Source organism: Vibrio sp. KMM 9700 (assembly GCF_058545285.1).
Genome location: NZ_CM178590.1, coordinates 339,896 through 360,622 on the forward strand (window position 1 = coordinate 339,896; position 20,727 = coordinate 360,622).

General features: G+C 42.7%; 19 protein-coding genes and 1 pseudogene. 8 read left to right on the forward strand and 12 right to left on the reverse strand.

The genetic code is table 11. From position 1 onward, the window contains the following. Positions 1-63: 63 nt before the first annotated feature. The 3 genes from AC2VOY_RS12785 (at position 64) to AC2VOY_RS12795 (ending at position 4,330) form a co-directional block, all read left to right on the forward strand. A complete protein-coding gene (locus AC2VOY_RS12785) occupies positions 64-1,131 on the forward strand; it encodes an alpha/beta hydrolase (protein WP_491833992.1) in 1,068 nt (355 codons plus the stop codon). Positions 1,132-1,313: 182 nt separating this feature from the next. Continuing rightward, positions 1,314-3,080, forward strand: coding sequence for a sodium:solute symporter family protein (locus AC2VOY_RS12790; RefSeq protein WP_491833993.1), 1,767 nt, complete (start codon positions 1,314-1,316; stop codon positions 3,078-3,080). An 83-nt stretch (positions 3,081-3,163) separates the two neighbouring features. Next, complete coding sequence (locus AC2VOY_RS12795; RefSeq protein ID WP_491834137.1) at positions 3,164-4,330, forward strand: oligogalacturonate lyase family protein; 1,167 nt, start codon at positions 3,164-3,166, stop codon at positions 4,328-4,330. Between the two features lie 126 nt (positions 4,331-4,456). Here AC2VOY_RS12795 and AC2VOY_RS12800 read toward each other — a convergent pair whose 3' ends face one another. The 3 genes from AC2VOY_RS12800 to AC2VOY_RS12810 form a co-directional block, all read right to left on the reverse strand. Next, positions 4,457-5,227 (reverse strand): heme ABC transporter ATP-binding protein, encoded by a 771-nt coding sequence (locus AC2VOY_RS12800; protein ID WP_491834138.1) that lies wholly within the window; start codon positions 5,225-5,227, stop codon positions 4,457-4,459. A gap of 68 nt (positions 5,228-5,295) precedes the next feature. Next, positions 5,296-6,336 (reverse strand): FecCD family ABC transporter permease, encoded by a 1,041-nt coding sequence (locus tag AC2VOY_RS12805; protein ID WP_491833994.1) that lies wholly within the window; start codon positions 6,334-6,336, stop codon positions 5,296-5,298. A gap of 29 nt (positions 6,337-6,365) precedes the next feature. Beyond that, positions 6,366-7,292 carry a heme/hemin ABC transporter substrate-binding protein gene (locus AC2VOY_RS12810; RefSeq protein WP_491833995.1) on the reverse strand — a complete coding sequence of 309 codons (927 nt, stop codon included), beginning with the start codon at positions 7,290-7,292 and terminating at the stop codon, positions 6,366-6,368. Between the two features lie 230 nt (positions 7,293-7,522). Here AC2VOY_RS12810 and AC2VOY_RS12815 point away from each other — a divergent pair, with 230 nt between their 5' ends. The 5 genes from AC2VOY_RS12815 (at position 7,523) to AC2VOY_RS12835 (ending at position 12,957) form a co-directional block, all read left to right on the forward strand. Next, on the forward strand, positions 7,523-8,116 hold the full coding sequence (locus AC2VOY_RS12815; RefSeq protein ID WP_491833996.1) for a pyridoxamine 5'-phosphate oxidase family protein: 594 nt from the start codon (positions 7,523-7,525) through the stop codon (positions 8,114-8,116). A 95-nt stretch (positions 8,117-8,211) separates the two neighbouring features. After that, positions 8,212-10,326, forward strand: coding sequence for a TonB-dependent hemoglobin/transferrin/lactoferrin family receptor (locus AC2VOY_RS12820; protein ID WP_491833997.1), 2,115 nt, complete (start codon positions 8,212-8,214; stop codon positions 10,324-10,326). Between the two features lie 84 nt (positions 10,327-10,410). Next, positions 10,411-11,745: a heme anaerobic degradation radical SAM methyltransferase ChuW/HutW gene (gene hutW, locus AC2VOY_RS12825; RefSeq protein ID WP_491833998.1), complete on the forward strand. Its 1,335-nt coding sequence runs from the start codon at positions 10,411-10,413 to the stop codon at positions 11,743-11,745. Positions 11,746-11,823: 78 nt separating this feature from the next. Further along, entirely contained in the window at positions 11,824-12,318 is a 495-nt protein-coding gene (hutX, locus tag AC2VOY_RS12830) for a heme utilization cystosolic carrier protein HutX (protein ID WP_491833999.1), read from the forward strand. 6 nt (positions 12,319-12,324) lie between these two features. Then, complete coding sequence (locus tag AC2VOY_RS12835) at positions 12,325-12,957, forward strand: NAD(P)H-binding protein (protein WP_491834000.1); 633 nt, start codon at positions 12,325-12,327, stop codon at positions 12,955-12,957. Positions 12,958-13,136: 179 nt separating this feature from the next. Here AC2VOY_RS12835 and AC2VOY_RS12840 read toward each other — a convergent pair whose 3' ends face one another. The 9 genes and pseudogenes from AC2VOY_RS12840 to AC2VOY_RS12880 all read right to left on the reverse strand — a co-directional run bounded on the left by AC2VOY_RS12840 (position 13,137) and on the right by AC2VOY_RS12880 (position 20,722). Continuing rightward, positions 13,137-13,586, reverse strand: coding sequence for an L-alanine exporter AlaE (locus AC2VOY_RS12840; protein ID WP_491834001.1), 450 nt, complete (start codon positions 13,584-13,586; stop codon positions 13,137-13,139). 183 nt (positions 13,587-13,769) lie between these two features. Then, positions 13,770-14,714, reverse strand: coding sequence for an agmatinase (speB, locus tag AC2VOY_RS12845; RefSeq protein WP_491834002.1), 945 nt, complete (start codon positions 14,712-14,714; stop codon positions 13,770-13,772). A gap of 29 nt (positions 14,715-14,743) precedes the next feature. Then, positions 14,744-15,652, reverse strand: coding sequence for a 2-hydroxyacid dehydrogenase (locus tag AC2VOY_RS12850; RefSeq protein WP_491834003.1), 909 nt, complete (start codon positions 15,650-15,652; stop codon positions 14,744-14,746). A gap of 2 nt (positions 15,653-15,654) precedes the next feature. After that, on the reverse strand, positions 15,655-16,386 hold the full coding sequence (locus AC2VOY_RS12855; RefSeq protein WP_491834004.1) for a class II aldolase/adducin family protein: 732 nt from the start codon (positions 16,384-16,386) through the stop codon (positions 15,655-15,657). Further along, positions 16,386-17,141, reverse strand: a complete 756-nt coding sequence (locus AC2VOY_RS12860) for an amino acid ABC transporter ATP-binding protein (protein ID WP_491834139.1) — start codon at positions 17,139-17,141, stop codon at positions 16,386-16,388. The genes AC2VOY_RS12855 and AC2VOY_RS12860 overlap by 1 nt, the downstream gene beginning before the upstream one ends. 117 nt (positions 17,142-17,258) lie before the next feature. After that, positions 17,259-17,909, reverse strand: a pseudogene (locus AC2VOY_RS12865) (amino acid ABC transporter permease); the annotation flags it as partial. 72 nt (positions 17,910-17,981) lie between these two features. Beyond that, positions 17,982-18,785 carry a transporter substrate-binding domain-containing protein gene (locus AC2VOY_RS12870; RefSeq protein ID WP_491834005.1) on the reverse strand — a complete coding sequence of 268 codons (804 nt, stop codon included), beginning with the start codon at positions 18,783-18,785 and terminating at the stop codon, positions 17,982-17,984. A 31-nt stretch (positions 18,786-18,816) separates the two neighbouring features. Then, positions 18,817-19,860 (reverse strand): isopenicillin N synthase family dioxygenase, encoded by a 1,044-nt coding sequence (locus AC2VOY_RS12875; RefSeq protein WP_491834006.1) that lies wholly within the window; start codon positions 19,858-19,860, stop codon positions 18,817-18,819. Beyond that, positions 19,847-20,722: a sugar phosphate isomerase/epimerase family protein gene (locus AC2VOY_RS12880; protein WP_491834007.1), complete on the reverse strand. Its 876-nt coding sequence runs from the start codon at positions 20,720-20,722 to the stop codon at positions 19,847-19,849. The genes AC2VOY_RS12875 and AC2VOY_RS12880 overlap by 14 nt, the downstream gene beginning before the upstream one ends. Positions 20,723-20,727: the final 5 nt, after the last annotated feature.

Here is a 20,727-nt window from a genome sequence, read left to right on the forward strand (position 1 = left end):
TCTTAGGGTATCTGCTTTTTTTTGATCTTATGTTTAAGTCAAATTATGTTTAAGGAGAAACCTATGCAAACAGATGATCGCCTACCCTATCAAGATTTATCAAGTTTAAATGAAGAAGGTACTGAGCATTATTTTTTATTACCTGAAGTGTTTAGAAACCCTATATCAGACACGGATTCTGAAAGCGCTGGTAAATTCATTATTCGTAACCCGACTCCTGAGCCCGATCGAGCTTTAAGTGATCATCACCAACTCGAATGCCTTGTCTATACACCAGAAAAATCCAACCATATTGGGATTGTGATGTTTGCTGGCGGCAGTTATTTACGTTTGGCGATTGATATCGAAGGCACGCGCTGCGCAAAATTATTAGCAGCGAAAGGCTACACGGTTTTTGTCTGCAATTATCGTATGCCAAATGGCAAAAAATATACCAAGCAAAGTCCTTTTGGCTCCTATACCTCTTTATATGACGCCAAACGTTCGATGCGTTGGGTGCGCGCGAATCAAGATAAATGGCAACTCAAACATGTCGGCGTGATGGGTTTCTCAGCCGGTGGGCACTTGGCTGGGATGCTTGGTGCTTATTATGATTTTGATATTGCGAGCGCGTTTGAACTTGAAGCAGACTTGGGTAAAGACGCCCTTGAAACCTCTCTTGCTAAAATTTATGGGCAAGACATCAAAAGCCAAGATATTGAAGCGCAAGATGAAATTGACGCGCTCAGCGCGAAGGCTGATTTCAACGCTTTGATTTACCCGGTTGTCACCACCACTGCGCCTGCGGTCCACAATGGTTCGCATTTTCGCTTAGTCAGACATAAGTTTGAGCAGTTCTCGGACGATCCCAAAATTGCTCAGGCGCAAAAACAAAAAGCCGCTTTCTTCTCGCTTGAGAAAAATGCCAATCCAGAAGCGAGTCCTTACTTTTTAATCCATGCGTGTGATGATCAGGTTGTTGATGTCGAAAACAGTCTCTACCTCTGGCAAGCCTTAAAGCAAAATAACGTCCCTGTTGAGATGTATCTTTTCGAGGAAGGAGGCCATGGCTTTGGCGTTGGCCGCGAGGGGTTAAGTAATGCGCATTGGGCCGATATGTTTGATACTTGGGTGCGTGGGAAACTGGCTTAAAACATCCCCTCAAAGAATTATCGTCATCAATGAAATAAAGCTCCTTTGTGCAAACAGAAAGTGATGTAACTCGCATATTTAGACCTAAACAACAAAACTAAACCGATGTTTTGATTTTAATCACCCATCTTTTTATTTTTGCTGATATCCTGTTTTTATCATTCAACATGTGAGATAAAATTATGGATTATAACTATCTTGTGATCGGCGGCTATTTTGCGCTGATGGTAGCAATTAGCTTAGTGTTTAAAAAAATGGCGAGTAGTAGTACGAGTGATTACTTTCGAGGGGGCGGTAAGATGCTGTGGTGGATGGTTGGCGCCACAGCATTTATGACCCAATTCTCCGCTTGGACGTTTACCGGAGCTGCTGGTAAAGCATTTAGTGATGGTTTTGCTGTGCTTGGCGTCTTTATTGGTAACATTGTCGCATATATGTTTGCCTATTTTTATTTCGCACGTCGCTTTCGCCAAATGCGTGTCGATACTCCAACCGAAGCTATTCGCCGTCGTTTTGATAAGAACAACGAGCAATTCTTTACTTGGGTGATCATTCCTCTTTCTGTCATTAATGCAGGGGTATGGCTGAACGGTTTAGGCGTATTCGCATCTGCAGTATTTGATGCAGACATCACGACGACTATTTATGTCACTGGCGCCGCAGTATTAATTATTTCTCTGCTCAGTGGTGCATGGGGCGTAGTGGCTTCTGACTTTATTCAAACCCTTGTTGTAGCAGTAATTTCAATTGCGTGCGCAGTGGTCGCTCTTTATTTTGTTGGTGGCCCAAGTGAAATTGTAGAAAACTTCCCTGGCGGATTCATCATGGGGCCTGATATGAACTATCCGTTATTATTGGTTTGTTCATTCATCTTCTTTGTCGTGAAACAGCTGCAAAGTATCAACAATATGCAAGATTCTTATCGCTTCTTAAATGCTAAAGATTCTAAAAATGCAACCAAAGCCGCGCTACTTGCTGGCGCAATGATGCTAGCAGGTTCAATTATCTGGTTTATTCCTCCTTGGGCATCTGCAATCATGTACCCAGACGCAGCCAGCCAATACCCTGCTCTAGGTGCAAAAGCAGGTGATGCGGTTTATCTTGTCTTTGCACGTGAAACCATGCCACTTGGTACGGTTGGCTTACTCATGGCAGGCCTCTTTGCGGCAACTATGTCTTCAATGGACTCAGCCTTAAACCGTAACTCGGGTATCTTTGTGCGTAGTTTCTACGCTCCGATTATGCGTAAAGGTCAAGCAAGCGATCAAGAACAACTACGTGCCGGACAAATTGCATGTATCGTCAATGGTATTCTTGTTATCGGTATGGCTCAATTCTTCAACTCATTGAAGCACTTAAGCCTATTTGATCTCATGATGCAGGTCGCGACCTTGTTGCAATCACCTATCCTAGTCCCACTCTTCCTTGGTGTCATTATTCGTAAAACACCAAAATGGGCACCTTGGGTAACCGTTGTGTTTGGTATGTTCGTGTCTTGGTGTGTAGTAAATATTTTCACCCCACAATTTGTTGCAGGTTGGTTTGGCATTGACAGTATCACAGCGCGTGAAGCAAGTGAGATGAAAACCATGATCACCATTGCGGCGCATTTATTCTTTACTGCTGGTTTCTTCTGTTTAACCACTTTATTTTATAAAGAAGAAGCAGATACCAACCTTGAAGAAAAAGATAAATTCTTTGTCGATCTCAACACAGAAGTCATTGCGACAGAAGGCCAAGATATTGTCGATCGCATGCAGCGCAACAAGCTTGGAACACTCGTGATGTATATGGCGGCAGGTCTAACCTTAATGATCTTGATTCCGAACCCGCTATGGGGACGTCTGGTCTTCTTGGGCTGTGCCTTATCTATTTTTGCGATTGGCTTTGCGCTTAAACGCAGCGCAGCAATTCCAGAAGTAAAAACTCGTGCAGATTTAACTTCATAACAAGTTAAGCTCATTCATTATAAAACGCGACAAGTGCATTAAATTTGTCGCGTTCACTAGACAAAAAATTGGAGATAATGCAGATGGCTAAAGGCTCTCAAATACAGCTAAACTTTGAAACATTTATTGATTCAGATACACAAAATGAAGTGATTCGTCTTACTCCAAAAGATGTGATCTGCCACCGTAATTATTTTTATCAAAAATGCTTTACCAAAGATGGCAATAAGCTACTTTTTGCAGGTGATTTTGATGGTCAGCGTAACTACTACCTGCTTGATTTAACAACACAAATCGCAACGCAATTGACCGAAGGCAGTGGTGACAATACCTTTGGAGGTTTTCTCACTACAGATGAAAGCGCACTGATTTATGTCAAAAATGAGCTTTATCTAAACAAGGTTGATCTAGACACTCTTGAAGAAACGACTATTTATACCGTTGAGCCAGAGTGGAAAGGCTACGGTACTTGGGTTGCAAACTCTGATTGCACTAAACTTGTTGGAATTGAGATTCATAAAGACTCATGGCAGCCGCTCACCTCTTGGGAGAAATTTGCCCAGTTCTATCATACGAACCCTAGATGCCGTTTAATTAAAATTGATATTACAACTGGTAAGCTTGAGGTTGTGCACGAAGAAAACACTTGGCTTGGGCATCCAATTTACCGTCCATTTGATGACTCCACAATAGGTTTTTGTCATGAAGGTCCACACGATTTAGTCGATGCACGCATGTGGCTTGTGAATGAAGATGGCAGCAATGTGCGCAAGATCAAAACCCATGCACAAGGAGAGTCCTGTACCCATGAGTTTTGGATCCCAGATGGCAGTGCGATGGCCTATGTGTCTTATTTTAAAGGTCAAACAGAGCGAATGATCTACAAAGCAAACCCAGAAACTCTAGAAAATGAAGCCGTGATGCAAATGCCAGCTTGCTCACACTTAATGAGTAACTATGATGGCTCTTTGATGGTTGGCGATGGTTGTGATGCGCCAGTGGATGTTGCTGATAGCTCTGGCTACAACATCGAAAACGATCCTTTCTTATATATTTTAAACACCAACACCAAAACGGCGACTAAACTTGCTAAACATAGCACGTCATGGGATGTTTTAGACGGTGACCGTCAAATCACACACCCTCACCCATCATTTACCCCTAATGATGACGGCGTACTATTTACTAGTGATTTTGAAGGAGTGCCAGCGCTCTATATTGCTAAAGTACCAGCGGCGCTACGTGGTTAATAAATAAGATCGAATGGTATAAATTTGCCCAAGGTGAACTTCTCTCCTCACTTTGGGCTTTTTTATCTATATAGTCCAATAAAAACCTATCACCAAACGTTTTAATTCCAAAACAAATGCAAACGACTAACTCACGACCAAAGGATACCCCTTAGTTGGATGCTCAATTACACTCATTTCTCGTCCATAGGCCTGCCTGATATTATTTGCAGTAAGTACTTGCCACGGGTTGCCATCTGCTTGTATCTCGCCATCTTTTAACAGCAAAATTCTATCCCCATATTGCGCTGCTAAGTTAAGATCATGCAGCACCACAAATACCGCAGCGCCCTGCTTAGCCTTTTGCTGCGCCAATTTCAAACAGGTGTCTTGGTGCGTTAAATCCAGCGCCGAGGTTGGCTCATCAAGCATAAACACAGCTTCATTGGTTTGACTAAGCTGACATAAGACTCGCGCCAAATGTACCCGCTGCTTTTCTCCGCCTGAAAGATATGGATAAGGCTGCTCGGCAAGATGGCTGAGATCAAGCTTTGCCATCAAGGCATTGGTCCGTTGATATAACGCATCGGTTGAAAGGCTCAAACACATGGCGCCAAGTTCAATCACTTCACGCACTGTAAAGTTAAAAGCGAGGCTAAAATCTTGGGTTAAGACGCCCATCTTTTGCGCCCGCTCAGTATTCGTCCATGTTTGAATATCTTTTGAAAATAAACGTACTTGGCCTGCTTGTGGGGTTAAGCTGCCATCAAAAAGCTTCAATAAACTGCTTTTGCCTGCGCCATTGGGCCCAAGTAAGATGCAAACTTGCCCCGTATATAAGCTAAGCGATACTTGGTTTAAGATATTTCTGGGGCCAAAATTTAAGCTAACATTTTTAACGCTTAGCGCATCTTTCATTATATTGTCTTTGTTATCAATTGGTGCTTTAACTGTTGGCGCATCTTTAGAGTCTAATAACGCCTGCTTCATTGCATGCCTCGTTTTTGCTTTAATAATAAATAGATAAAAAACGGCGCGCCAAGCGCTGCGGTGACGATCCCAACTGGCAGCTCTTGGGGCAATAAAAGCGTGCGCGCTAAAATATCCGCAAGAAGTAAAATAGCTGCGCCAAGCAAGGCGCTTACGGGAAGTAAGTACTCATGTTTTGGCCCAACCAATAAGCGCCCAAGATGCGGCACAACCAAGCCAATAAACCCAATCGGCCCTACCACAGCAACGCTCACGCCAACCCCTAATGCGCACAAGATAATTAGATTTTGCTTGAGTTTTTGCACATTTACGCCAAGGTGACGCGCAATCGGCTCGCCCAGTAAAAATGCATTCAACGCCTTGGCCTGACGCACAAAACAAACCCCAAGCCCGATTAAACAAACTAAGCTCAATAAAATACTCGGCCAACGTGCACCAGCCATCGACCCCATTGACCAAAGCGAGAAATCACGCAGCGCCATATCATCGGCAACATAGTTTAAAAAACCCAGCACAGCGCCAGAGATAGCGCCAATAGCGACCCCTGCAAGAAGCATAGTCGTCACTGAGGTGCCTTGCGCTGAGGTGCCAATTTTATACACCATCAAGGTGGTTAAGACGCCAAATATAAATGCAAATAAAGGCACGATACCAATACTTAACAAAGCTTGTAGCCAAGGCGAGGCATCATGGCTAATAAGCGGCGTAAAGATAACAATCGCAAGCCCTGCACCAAGCCCTGCACCACTAGACACGCCGATAATCCCAGGCTCAGCTAAAGGGTTACGAAATAGGCCCTGCATCACAGCGCCACACAAAGATAAAGTGGCGCCAACGAGCAAACACATTAAACTTCTTGGCAGGCGCAAATCATAAATAATCATCTCTATATGCGCAGGTGCCGGCACAAGTTTTAAAATTTGTTGCCAAGTGACGCTCACAGCGCCAGTGGAAATAGAAAAAAGGCTCAGCAATATCAGCAAAAGCCCTAATCCTAAACAAATGAAACGCGCCTTTTGAGCTTTAGTAGATCCCACTAAAGGCGCTTTGTTGATGGTTAACGATGTCATAGCAAGTCAGTACTCACTCTCATTGCTTCATCCAGTGTGCTTAAACCTAAACCACCAATCAAGGCGCGTCCATCAATCACCCACACACGTTTGGCTTTGCCTGCTGGCGTTGCTTGTAACACTTCATTTTGAGCTAAAAATTCATCCACACTGCCAAATTGCTTTAAGGTGCGCTGACTAATTAAAATCACATCTGGCGCCATGCCAAGTAAGGACTCAGCCGCCACAGGTTTATAGTTTTTAATCGCCATTTCTGCGGCAGGGTTTGTCATCCCAGTTAAATTAATTAAGGCATCCGCAGGCGTATTGCTGCCTGCAATATTTAAACTACGACTATGCATGGTAAGCAAAAAGACAGCTTTATAGTCTGTTGGTTTGGCTTCTTGTTGTGCTTGCAGCGCAGCACTTTTCGCGCGTACTTGGTCGATTAAATCCTGTGCCTGCGCTTGCTGGCCTGTGAAATCACCAATATCTTGAATACGCTGAATTAAGTCTTCAATTTTGTTGCCAGAGTTAGTGACATGAAGATCAACACCTGCTTGTTTAATTAAATCTAAACTCGTTTGTGGGCCGGCTTCATCTGATGCGACTAACACTTTTGGTGATAATGCAATCACCCCTTCTGCGCTTAATTGTCTGTGATAACCCAGTTTTGCAACACTTTCATCGACAAAACCGCTACTGGTTGCGTCCACTGCAGCGAGTTGTTCGGATAATCCAAGCTTTACCATGATTTCTGTGATCGAACTCCCAACACTCACAATATTTTTTTGGGCCTGCTGAATCACTATTGGCTCAGAAGTGCTGCTATTTTGCTCACTGGCACTGGAGTGATGTGCATGCATACCGAATGTGGTGAGCATCATAAAAACATAAGCACCTTTCCTTATATTTTTAATTTTCAATAACTTATATTTATTCATTGTCACATCCTAAAATTTTAAAATTTATTTTTGTCATCATTTGACAACTCATCTATCCTTATTAAACCACTCAATACAAATGAGATCAATTATCGTTTGCATTTTTATTTCGATCACTTATGCTAGTCAGCAAATCAAACAAGGTTATTTAAAAAATTAGAAATAATTCAATATAAACAATCAGTTAACATTAAATTCAACAATCGTACTACTTTTTAAAAGGACACCAAATGTCAGAAACGAATCTCTATGCAGAGCAAAAGGCAAAACGTCTGCAAGATAAGATCATTCAAGATATTGACGCGCTACACCAAAAATCTCAGACCTTGCAACTAGCAAGTTTGACCCCAGAAGGCACGCCACACGCAAGTTACGCACCTTATGTCGTAGATGGCGGGAAATATTTCATTTTGATCAGTGATATTGCTCAGCATGCGCAAAATTTGGCAATTAACCCAGATGTGGCGTTGATGATTATTGAAGATGAAGCCGATAGCCGTGAGCCCTTTGCGCGTCGCCGCTTAAGTTTTGAAGCCAAAGCCTTGGAAGTTGCGCGTGATACGCAAACTTGGGAAAACATTGTCCCGCAATTAGAGGCAAGATTTGGTGACATCATCACCCGCCTTACCGCATTACAAGACTTCCATCTCTTTTGTTTAACCCCTATTCAAGGTCGTTTTGTCAAAGGTTTTGGCCAGGCATATCAAATCAGCCCCAATCAACTGGGTGAAACCCAAATCGGCACTGTGCACTTAAAACAAGGCCATATCAGACGCGATGATGGTCGAGAAATTACTTTAGAAAATATTGATCTTTCAAAATAGCTATTAAATATCAATAAATTAAAACCAAATAACTAATTATAAAAATAAAAATCAACAAGTGAGAACACTTTTTACTTTTTAGGGACTTTAAAAATATGAACCACAAATATCACCTCCTTGCGAGCCTGATTGCCGCAAGTTTTGCCTCTTCGGCTTTATCTGCCACAGCGGATACATCAAGCGTAACGAATGCGACACCAGCAGCTCATGCGGCAAGCGCCAATGATATTTTGCTTGCCAACAATAACCTCGAAAAAATGACGGTCACGGCGGATCGCATTGCGCAAACCAAGCAAGCCCAAACCCGTGTTGTCGAGACGGTTAGCCGTGAAGCGCTTGATGAAATTCAGCCAAACTCAGTCGCAGATGTGCTTAAATATGCACCCAATGTGACCATTGCTGGCGGCGCGGTGCCGGGCAACCAATCGGTGAATATTCGTGGTTTACAAGGCAATAAAATCCTTCAAGTCAGTGATGGCACACGTCAGAACTTAGATTTTGATCACCGTCCAAGCTACTTTATTGATCCGGCGCTATTAAGTGATATCCAAGTTATTAAAGGCCCAATCAGCTCGCTTTATGGCTCTGGCGCAATTGGTGGTGTGGTCTCACAAAACACATTAAGCGCAAGTGATTTGCTTGATGAAAATGGCATTGGTGGGCGCGTGAAAGCTGGCTATCAAACTAATGGTGATATTTGGAGCACCACAGGCGCTGTTGCAGGAAAAACTGACCTGTATGACTTCTTAATCGGCGGCACTTTCCAAGAAGCGCATACTATGGAGCAAGGCAATGGCTCTAAGCTCTACGGGACACGCGCCGAAAACACCAGCGGCCTTGCAAAATTCAATATTAACCTTACCCCTGAGCAAGTCCTTGGCATCAGCTATCGTTATTCTGATATGGACGGGCATCCGCCAAGTGTTGGCGATGCAAGCGATCTTAGTAATACCTCAAGCAACTTAATTGATCGCGATACGGAAGATCAAAAAGTTCAGGTCAGTTATGACTACACGCCTGACGATAACCCTTGGGTCGATTTATCTGCCAATATTTTCTACAACGACACTGAAATTACGGAGCATACATCAGGCTTTATCGGTGATGACGTCAGCCAATATAAGACGCGCGGCTTCAACCTTTCTAACCAAAGCACATGGAATGATGTGAAATTCTTGATCGGCGCAGATGGCTATCATGATGAACTAAAAGGTGAGCGCGCAGTCAATCCAAATGATACTACAGGTAACCGCCCGGTTATCCCAGACGGCGCAGAAACCGATAATTACGGCATCTATGCTTATGTTAACTATGCACTTTTAGACAACTTAAGCTTTGATGCAGGTGTCCGCTATGATGACTTTGAGTCAAACTCAGATGATGCAGATAACAGCAATGAAAGCGAGTGGTCAAGCTCTGCGGGGATTCACTGGCAAACCACAAACTGGATGGCGTTATCGCTACGTTATGATGAAGCCTTCCGCGCGCCATCTTTAAACGAGCTTTATATTACAGGTACACACTTTAGCTTAGGTGAAAGCCCTATCATTCCTGGGCTACCAATTAGCAACACCTTTGTGCCAAACCCAGATCTATCGCCTGAAAAATCGCACAATATTGAGTTCAAATCAGACTTTAATTTCGATGACGTCTTTGCCGCAGAAGATAAGTTAACTTTCTCTGGTAGTTATTTCTATAACCGCATCGAAGACTTTATCAACCTGGATGTCAACGTCACTTATAACCCAATCACAGGTGATGGCGGCACCAGTACTTATAAAAACGTTGATAACGCGAAAATCAAAGGCTTTGAGCTCACCTCAAACTACCAATTAGGCGGCTTTAACGCAGGCCTTGCTTATGGTCAAACGCGCGGCAAAGATGATGATACCCATGATTGGCTAGACAACATGCCAGCAGACAAATGGACGCTTGATCTCAGCTATGATGTGTGGGCGATTAACACTAAATTTGGTACCCGCACTATCTTCGCTGAAAGCCAAGAGCGCATTACTGACGGCGATGTGGATAAATATGACAGCTACACCTTAATGGATCTCTATGCAACATGGGAACCTATGGGAGCATTGGATGGTTTATCAGTTGATTTTACCCTATCCAATGCCTTGGATGAAAACTACCAAACTGCATGGAGCAATGTGTATGAGCCTGGGCAAAACTTCAAGCTCTCAGCGCAATACGACTTTTAATAGTTAGTCTTTCTCTATGTTATCCCTCTTGCCTGTTGGGTATTCGTACGCTTCAGGCAAGACATTAAGTTTTTGGATCCAACCATGACTCAAATTGATTTTACACCCTATTTTGCCAGCACCAAAGGTCAAGCATTTGCCAACAGACACGCCGTCATGCCGTGGCGCAACCAAGTGCCAATTGCTAAAGATAAGGTTCAAGCTAGCTGGCAAGACCTATTACAACAAGCTGCACCTAAAAATAAACGCCTGCTATATTTACATATTCCATTTTGCGCAACGCACTGCACCTTTTGCGGCTTTTATCAAAATAAATATAAAGCTGATAAAGCCAGTGAATATACCAATGCGCTGATTGAAGAAATCAAGATGGAGGCGAGTAGCCCATTACATCAAAGTGCGCCGATTCATGCGATCTACTTTGGTGGCGGCACCCCATCTGCGCTTGCTGCGAATGATTTATATAAAATTATCAGCACCTTAAAAGAATACCTGCCGCTTGCGCCAGATTGCGAGATCACCATCGAAGGACGAGTCAATGGCTTTGATGATAACCGCATTGATGCTTGTTTAGACGCAGGAGCAAATCGCTTTTCAATTGGCGTGCAGTCCTTTCAGTCACGTTTAAGAAAGAAAATGGCACGTTTAGATGATGGCAAGTCCACGCAAGCCTTTATTGAAAAACTATGTGCACGCGATAAAGCCGCCGTGGTGTGTGATTTATTATTTGGCTTACCTGAGCAAACCCCAGAATTATGGCAAAAAGATCTTGAGATAGCCCGTGATATTGGCTTAGATGGCGTCGATCTGTATGCGTTAAATATCTTGCCAAATACAGCGCTTGGCAAAGCTGTTGCCAATGGCCGCACCCAAGTCGCATCCCCAGCCCAAAGGCGTGATTTTTATCTGCAAGGGTTTGATTTTATGCAGCAAAACGGCTGGCGCTGCTTAAGTAACAGCCACTTTGCGAAAGATACCCGTGAGCGCAACTTATATAACCTTTTAATCAAACAAGGCGCAGATTGCTTAGCGATCGGCTCTGGCGCAGGCGGCTCGCTCAATGGTTATTCTTGGATGGTCGAGCGCAATTTAGAAAACTGGCACCAAGGGATCAAACAAGGCCAAAAACCATTAATGGTGATGATGCAACCAAGCAAGTTGCAATATCACTGGCGCCATCAATTGCAAGCTGGAGTGGAAACTGCGCGGATTAATTTAACCAAGCTGACGCCGCATGCAGAGCGACTTGCGCCACTGACCAAGCAATGGCATGCAGCAGGTTTAACCTTTGATGACTCAAGTTGTTTGCGACTCACCCCTGAGGGACGTTTTTGGGCAAGTAACATCTTAGGCGCGTTGCAAGATGTGATTGTTAAAGTCAATCATCCTGATTCACAAATGATCCCAACGACCGCTTAAATACAGCAGCTAAATAGACATAATCCGTTTCAATCCAATCAAATAAATACTTTGAAAAAGAATAAATAAGGAATACTCATGACAACTGAACTTAAAGCCCACCTTGCAACCAAACCAGACGGCACACTTGAGGCGATTGCCAAAGAATTTAACGTCAGCGTGCTCGATGTTTTAAAACTTTCAGAAGATGTAAAGCTGACCACTGGCGATCAATTTGACGCAGTTTGGGATGATGTTGTGGAATGGGGCAAAGTCACGTTTATTGTCAGCACAGATGATATTATCGCGGAGTTCTCAGGCGAACTGCCAACAGGTACGCACCGTCATGGTTATTTTAACCTGCGCAGCAAAGAAGGCTTTGGCGGCCATATCAAGGCGACAAATTGCACGCATATCGCCTTTGTTGAGCGTCCATTTATGGGCACAGCCACTGCATCGATTTTATTTTTAAATCAAGCCGGCATGCCAATGATGAAAATCTTTGTGGGCCGTGATTCACATCGTCAACTTGATAGCGTCCAACTGGAAAAATTCCATGCCTTGGGCGATCGCCTAAGCGCAGCAGAGGCTTAATTCTTCATGAAATCTTATTTAATTTTTGGCGCTGGCGGCACGGGCATTGGTTTTTTAACTGCCAAAGCTATACTTAGCAAAGCTGCGCCGGATGCGTCAATTGTTGCCCTAGTGCGCAGTGAAAAGAGCGCAGAAAAACTCCAAGACTTGGGCGTTAAAGTTGTGACTGGCGATGCAAAAGATGAAGTTGCCGTGACAAAAGCGTGCGAGCTTGCAGGTGAAAGTGCCACGATTATCTCAAGCATTGGCGGCGAAGATGATTACCTTGCGCACCGCACCATCATTGATTGCGCTGAGAAATCTGGTCTTTCACGCATGATCATGGTGACTTCTTTAGGCTGTGGCGAAACTTGGCAACATATGTCTGAGCGTGCCCGCACAGCTTTTGGTCATGCATTAAGAATCAAATCTTTAGCTGAAAGCTGGCTGCAAACTAGCACTCTAGATTATGCCATTGTGCGCCCAGCAGGTTTAATGGATGGCGCGCCAACAGGCAAAGCCACACTCACTCAAGGGATTGAAGTGCATGGTTTTGTGATGCGCGCAGATGTGGCAAACCATGTCTATCAACTAAGCATGCAAGCGCGCCTTGGCGAACAAATTTATGCCTTAGCTGAGCCGGGTTTGACGCCTAGCTAGTTCAATGAATACGCACTGCTAGATTTGCACTACGCCCTCATTGAATAACCAATAAATAAAAACCAATAAAAAACTGACAGCTAGCCGTTTTAGTTATAAATATTTTTATATCTATAATGACGCTAGAACTGTCAGTTTTATTTTTTAAATCCAGCCTTACTAAACTATATTCTTGGGCTTTAAACCCCTTGATAATACCCAGGTACGCGGAACCAACGGCGGCACGTATCTAAGAAATAGCCATATAAAACGCCCATCGCGCAAGAGATCGCAGCATTACTCGCCACCGCGGTTAAGATTTGATCCGTTTGTGCGCCGACTGCAAATAAAATCCCTGCATAGACAGGTGATTGAAATAATACATACGCAATTAAATCAGAGATATTTTTTGCAGCTTTCGAAGTCGATACCTTCTTCCCAAGACGCAATACCCAATCACGAAACACGCCATACGGCCATGCAATCGCAATATTGACAGGAATAGACAACATCCTTGATGCAAGTGATTGCTCAAAGCTCATCCCAGAGATTAAAATCTCAATCATCATGCCAGTTAAAAAGCAAAAAACCACCATCGCAAACGTATCCGCTGCGGCATTACGGATACAAAACGGTCCACGAGACTTCATTTAGCAAACCCTTACAAAATTAAACACTATTATTTTTTACTAGCCAAGAATGATTAGCTGCCTATTGACTTTCAACCCAGTCAATAGGGCTATTAAATCACACTATTTGTAGCTTATGTTTCCGTATTTAAAAGTAAGGAGTGGATTTATCACCAGTTTTTGAACCCAAACTAGTGGTTTTAGCTAGTTTTTCATTTTTTGATTTTTTGCTTGTGCTGCAACACACAAGAGCTCAAACATCATTGTCGCACCAACCAGTGCAGTACTACCTGTTGGGTCAAATGGCGGTGACACTTCAACCACATCCGCACCGATAATATTTAACCCAGCTAAACCTCTAATCATTTGTAATGCTTCATAAGAGGTCATGCCGCCAACCTCTGGTGTACCTGTTCCTGGCGCAAACGCAGGATCTAAACAATCGACATCAAAGGTAACGTAGACGGGCGAATCCCCAACAATACGTTTCACTTCATCAAGGACACTTGCAATGCCTAATTTGTAAAACTCATCCATATAAATCACACGCATCCCACTTTCATGGCTAAAGCGCCAAATATCAGCTGAATTAACTGTGCCGCGGATACCGATTTGGATGGTCTTTTTAGGGTCGATCAATCCTTCTTCTGCTGCAATTTTAAACGGTGAGCCATGATGGAATTTAGAACCTAGGTAATCATCTCCCGTATCACAATGAGCATCTAAATGAACAAGCGCAACAGGCCCATCTTTTGCCACTGCACGCAAGATTGGCAAGGTAATAGAGTGATCGCCACCAGCAGAAATAGGCATCACGCCAGCTTCAACAACTTTATTAAAAAATTCTTCAATTGATTTATGGCTTTGAATTAACTCGAATGGACTTTCAGGCAAAGCATCCCCAATATCTGCAACGCGGCATAAGTCAAAGGGAGCAACACCTGTCTCTTGGTTAATGGTGCGCATCAAACTAGATTGATTGCGTACTTCTCTTGGACCATGACGTGTACCTGTACGGTTGGTAACACCACCATCAAAAGGCACACCAATTAACGCAATATCGACACCATCCAAAGTCGTCTGATAAGGACAACGCATAAATGTTGCAATACCACTATAACGTGGTTGTTGTTGAGGGTTTTGACTCATTTTGATTATATCCTTATAAATTATTGCAATTAAAATTTAATAAAAGAAGGGATCGCCATCCGCTGTGCGACCTCGCATACACTTTTATAGATAGCTAAATTAGAAGCACTTGAAGCTATATGTGGCGTGAGAATAACATTCTCTAATTCATATAGTTTGGAATGACTAGGTAAGGGCTCTTGTTCAAAAACATCCAAAATCGCACCGCGTAACAGGTTGTTTTCCAATGCATAAATCAAATCTTTTGTTACTAATTGCTCGCCACGCCCACAATGAATCAATGCGCACTCAGGATTGAAAAAGCTTAATAACTCTTGATTAATAAAAGCTTTTGTTTGTGAGTTTAAAGGCAACAAATTGACCACTATGTCTGCATCGGATACTGCATTGAGTAAATCTTCCTGCGAAACAAAAGAAGTCACGCCATCTATCGATTTTTGGGAGCGTGACCAACCATATACTTGATACCCAGATTGCGCTAACGTTTGCGCAACATATTGGCCAATTGCGCCTAAGCCCAATATTAAAATACGCGTGTCTTGCGCAGATTTTTGTTCAAATGTCTGCCAAATCCGCTTCTCTTGCTGTGCTCGATAACGGTCCATATCGCGTTGATAATATAAAATGCCCCATAATATATATTCCAACATCCCTTGTTTTTGCTCTTCATCGACCATGCGTTCGATCTGAAGTCCGGAATGAACCAAAGCACCTAAGTTATCAATGCCTGCGCCAATCGAATGCAAAGATTTTAAATTTGGAAAACGTAAGCATAAATCTTGCGGTGGGTTCCAACATGCAGCAACTTCAGCCAGTTGCGCTTTGTGATCCTGCATGTCGACCCAGTCAATATCTTGATTTTGTTTTTTCGCAAACTCAATTAACGAATCGCTCTCTTTTTTATCTGTCACTGCGACAAGAACAATAGGCTTTACCATGATTAATCCTTATACGATGGGTCTATACAATCTAATTTACGACGCCAAGCTTGCCACACGATTTGACGTTCATGAGCGGCTTTTTGAAACTGCCCAGAAACATAACTAGCAAGTTTATTCGGGATTAACTCTAATTCAGATGTGCCAGATAACTGCGCGGCTGCAAGTTGTATTTCACAGGCACGATTAAGATAAAACATCACCTGAAAAGCATCCGCAACGGTCTCGCCGACACTGAGTAAACCATGGTTTTTCAAAATCAACGCCATGTTCGCCCCCAAAGACTGCACAATTCGCTCACGCTCTTCTAAATTAAGCGCAATGCCTTCATACGGGTGATAACCAAGTTGTTGATGAAATTCAGCGCTAATTTGATTCACATTAAGAAGTCCTTGACGAGTGGCAGCAACTGCCATTCCCGCCAATGTATGCGTGTGAATCACACAATGGGCATCTTCTCGTCCCATATGTACGGCGCTATGTATCGTAAACCCCGCTGGATTATATTTCGCGTCGCCATCAATAACCTGACCATGCATGTCAACCACTATCAAATCACTAGCTTTGACTTCATCAAACATCAAGCCAAATGGATTAATTAAGAATCTTGGTTCATTTGTATTTGGTAAACGTACAGAAAAATGAGTGTATAAAGTATCTTCCCATCCATGCAATGCAGCGAGGCGATATGCCGCGGCCAAATCTTCCCTAAGTTGTTGTTCTACTTCATCCATTACGCAACCTTCCCCATAAATTCTTTCATTCGCTTAAACTCTAAAGTTTCGTTTTGCTGATTTAAAATATCTTCTGGCTTTGCATCGACTTGGATGATGCCACTTTCCATCATAATGACGCGATCGGAAACACTTAATGCAAAATCCATTTCATGTGTCACGATAACCATGGTCATGCCTTCTTTGGCTAAGTCTTGAATCACTTTTAATACTTCGCCAACCATTTCAGGATCGAGCGCAGATGTTGGCTCATCAAATAACATAATATCTGGCGACATAGCTAATGCCCTTGCAATCGCGACACGTTGCTGTTGACCACCAGAAAGCTGATGTGGATATTTATAGGCATGCGCTAACATCCCAACCCGATCAAGTAAATATAAAGCTTGTTGCTTGAGCGTCGACGTTTGAGATTTACCTTGATGATAACTTGGCGCCATCATAATATTTTCAACCACTGTTTTATGTGGAAAAAGGTTAAAAGATTGGAACACCATACCAATGCGCTGGATCCCTTGAGAGATCAGACGCTTTGAGCCTGTTGGCGTAATATAATCCTCACCAAATAAGACAATTTCGCCTTTATCAATGGTTTCCAGATGATTCATGGTACGAATTAAAGTCGTTTTACCTGAGCCAGAAGGACCGATTAAACTTAACACTTCGCCTGGTTTAATTTTTAAATCTATCGACTTTAAAACTTCATGGTGACCATACGATTTTGCAATCCCTTGAAGCTCCAAAGCATTTGGCATGCCTTTTTCATTCGCATCGTATGTTTGATGTGGAACTGGGGTGAGGTTTTTTCTTAAAGCTTGGCATTCAATATCGGTTAAGGTTTGCGGGTTGCGTGATGGCACATCCATTTTCTTTTCAACCCAGTTTAAGATAGAGCTAAAAATCGTCACTATGCCAACATAATAAACAGCCACCGCCAATAAAGTTTCAAGGACTAAAAAGTTTTGTGAGTACAGGCGCTGCCCTGTTTGAAGAAGCTCTGGCAATGAAATTGCTGAAACAAGAGAGCTGAGCTTGATAATTGTCACGAGCTCATTAATCAGCGCTGGCATAGATACGCGTAACGCCTGCGGGATAATAATCATACGCTGAATACCTAAAAAACTAATACTCAGCGCATGACCGGCTTCTTGTTGACCTTTTGCAACCGATAATAAACCGGTACGGTGAATTTCTGCCATATATGCTGCTTCTGTCACCACTAGGCTTATTAAACCGGCAATGAAAGGCACTCCTAGGTAGGCACCAGTTGATGGAAATAATTGCGGCATGTTATACACAAAAACAAGCAAAACAAGTAATGGTACACTTCTAAAAAACCAAACATACACAGACGTTGGTTTTGATAGCCATGGATTTTTTGAAATTTTTGCACACGCCACAACAAAACCAAGCACCACACCTAAAGCCCATGCAAGAAGACTCAGACTAATCACGATAAGGCATGCTTTATAAAATGATGCCATGGTGAATAAAGAGAAAAAGTAATCCCAATCCAAACTCATAAATACTCCTTTTTTTTGAGTTTTGTATAAAAAATAAAAGCCACAGATACCCAATCCGTGGCTTATCTATCGCTACTCTTTCACGCTGACTAAGTTGTACTTAGTAATTAAAGCATCATAAGAGCCATCTTCTTGAATTGCTTTCATCGCTTGTTCAAATTCACCTTTTAGCGCATCATTCCCCTGTTGCACATAAATGCCGAGTGTTTGTGGGAAGATCAACCCTTCAGAGCTAATGCTCACGCGTCCTTTTGTGCGCTCAACAAACATATCCGCTGCGCCAGCAATCTCAATTTGCGCCTGAACATTACGCGACATCAGCGCTTGAGTGACCTCAGGCGCGGTTGGAAACTCTAAAACTTCAATCCCTGACTTACCATTTTTTTGACAATAATCTTTCGAAAGCTGCTCTAAGATACTGACCCAACTCGTCCCCTGTTGTAAGCCCACTTTCACGCCACATAATTCATGTTCATTTTTAGGCGCAACTTCACTGCCGTTGATAACCATAATCGAAGCTCCCGTTTGTGCATAAGGAATCGCATCCGCCTTGCTCAAACGCTCTGGCGTAATATAAAGCCCAGAGATAACCGCATCGAATTTTTTAGCTTCTAAGCCCAGAATTAATGTAGTGAACTTATGATCAGATAATGTAGCCTCCATTCCCATTTTATCTGAAAGTAGTGCTGTTAATTCTGGGTCAAAACCTACAATTTTATCCCCTTCATAGGATTCAAATGGTGGGTAACTGACTTCCATCGCAACTTGTAACTTGCCTTCTTCTAAGGTGCCGGCTGCATTAGCAGATAAGCTAGTTAAGCCCAAAAGCGTTGCAGAAATAATTCTTTTCAATGGTAGTGTTTGATTTGTAGTCATCGTGACATTCCTTATCTTTGATCTATATAATTTATGCAGTGTATTTTTTTAAGTGGCCAAAACTAGCTACTTTTGTCGCGCGTGGGGGAAGTGACAGTTCTCCTTTAGAAACTTTTTCTCTTAAATAACGATACGTTTGTAAAGCTTGGCTATACATATGCTCACCTATGCTTAATTCATGGTACTCATCCTTGCCATTATCAAATTGCGGTAACGGTCGCACTAAAGTGTCATAGTCACATGCAAAAAATAATGGGAATGAATAGCGCTCTTTCTCAACCTTTCGCACGCGATGGGATGTCGCAATAAATTGTCCAGCAGTTAAGACTTCAAGCATATCGCCAACATTAATAATCAGTGCTTCCTCATCACCGACCATCAAAGGTGGTGCATCAATCCATTCACCATCTTGATTCATCACTTCAAGTCCTGGCTGATCAGGCAAAAGCATCGTAAAACATTCATAATCTGTATGCGCCCCAATACCTGGTCTATCTTCCGCTTCGCTATCAAATGGATAATGTATGAGTCGCAGTTTTGATGGCGGACAAGTAATCATCTTTTCAAAATAATCCGCCTCTAGCCCTAGCGCTAAAGCAAAACCTGAAAAGAGCTGTCGGCCTAATGCAAAAGCTTTCTCGTAATAAGCCATGATAGGTTCACGAAAATCATTTAACGCTGGCCAATCATTTTGCCCAATTAATGGTGTATGATTTAAAACAAATGGGTGATCATCTGGTGCTGGAAAACCTACATCAAAGGCTTCTTTTTTATCTGGCTTTCCTGTGCCATAAATTTCTTCCCCTTCTGGCACAAATCCCTTATGAGTTTTCGACTCGCCAATATAAAAAGCCATTTTTTGCTCAAAACTTTGGGCGAAAAAACGTTTACTCGCATCTCGCAAGCCTTGAATCACTTCGGCAGAAATACCATGCCCTGTCACATATAAAAAGCCGACATCACGTGCAGCGTTACCCATATCCTGAGCGACACTTAGTTGTTGCTCAAGGTTATTGCTGCGAAGACCACTCACATCAACAATTGGAATGGATTGAAAACCTTTATTCATACTCATACACGATACCTCCCTGTTTCGCTGTTTCACTAAAAGACTGAAAATGCTTGTGTTCTTCTTCAGCCATCCATAGATTTAATTGATTAAGATCTGCAACCGGTACATCCGTAAACGGTAAATGGTGTAAATAGCCATCTGGGCCAAACTCTGTGGTCATCGTGGTATAAGCGCGCTGTTTTTGCATTTGATAACGCCATACCTTCTCCCATAGCAATTGATGAAAAGATAAAAACTTCTTATACTCTGGCGCTGCTGGATGCGGCACTTGCGCGCCTTGGTCATAGCCAACTCTTGCTTGAATATGGAAGACGCGTTGAAAAAACTCATCAAGATCATCTTCTTTTTGATCCAATAATCGCTCGCATACCAAAAACCAATGACTAATATCCATAGTAAATTTCATATCTGGAACACTTCTTAAGATCTCAAGAGTGACCCATGGGCTATATAAAGAAGTCCCTCTATGCGTTTCAAAGCTACAGATTAAACCCATATCTTGTGAGAGTTGATGTGCTTTTTTAAAAAACGCCACTTGAGTAGCTAATGGCCAGCGATCATTACCAGCTAAAACATTTACGAATTTAGCACCCAAAAATTTGGCGTGATTAAGCTGATCTTCCAAATGGTTTAAATGCTGTTCCGGTGTAAGGGATTGATCAGGAATAACGCCTTTTCCGGTAAAAATTATGCCTATATACTCTAAATCAGCTTCGCTGAGATGGCGTTTAAAGATTACACGTTCATCTTGCGTCGCGGGGATCCGCCCTTCCACCCCACAATAACCATATGAAGGCAAAGAAGAGAGAAAGCTTAATGAAGGCTCAGTGATCCCCCAAAGTGTGCGATACATTTTTAATTCCATCGTTA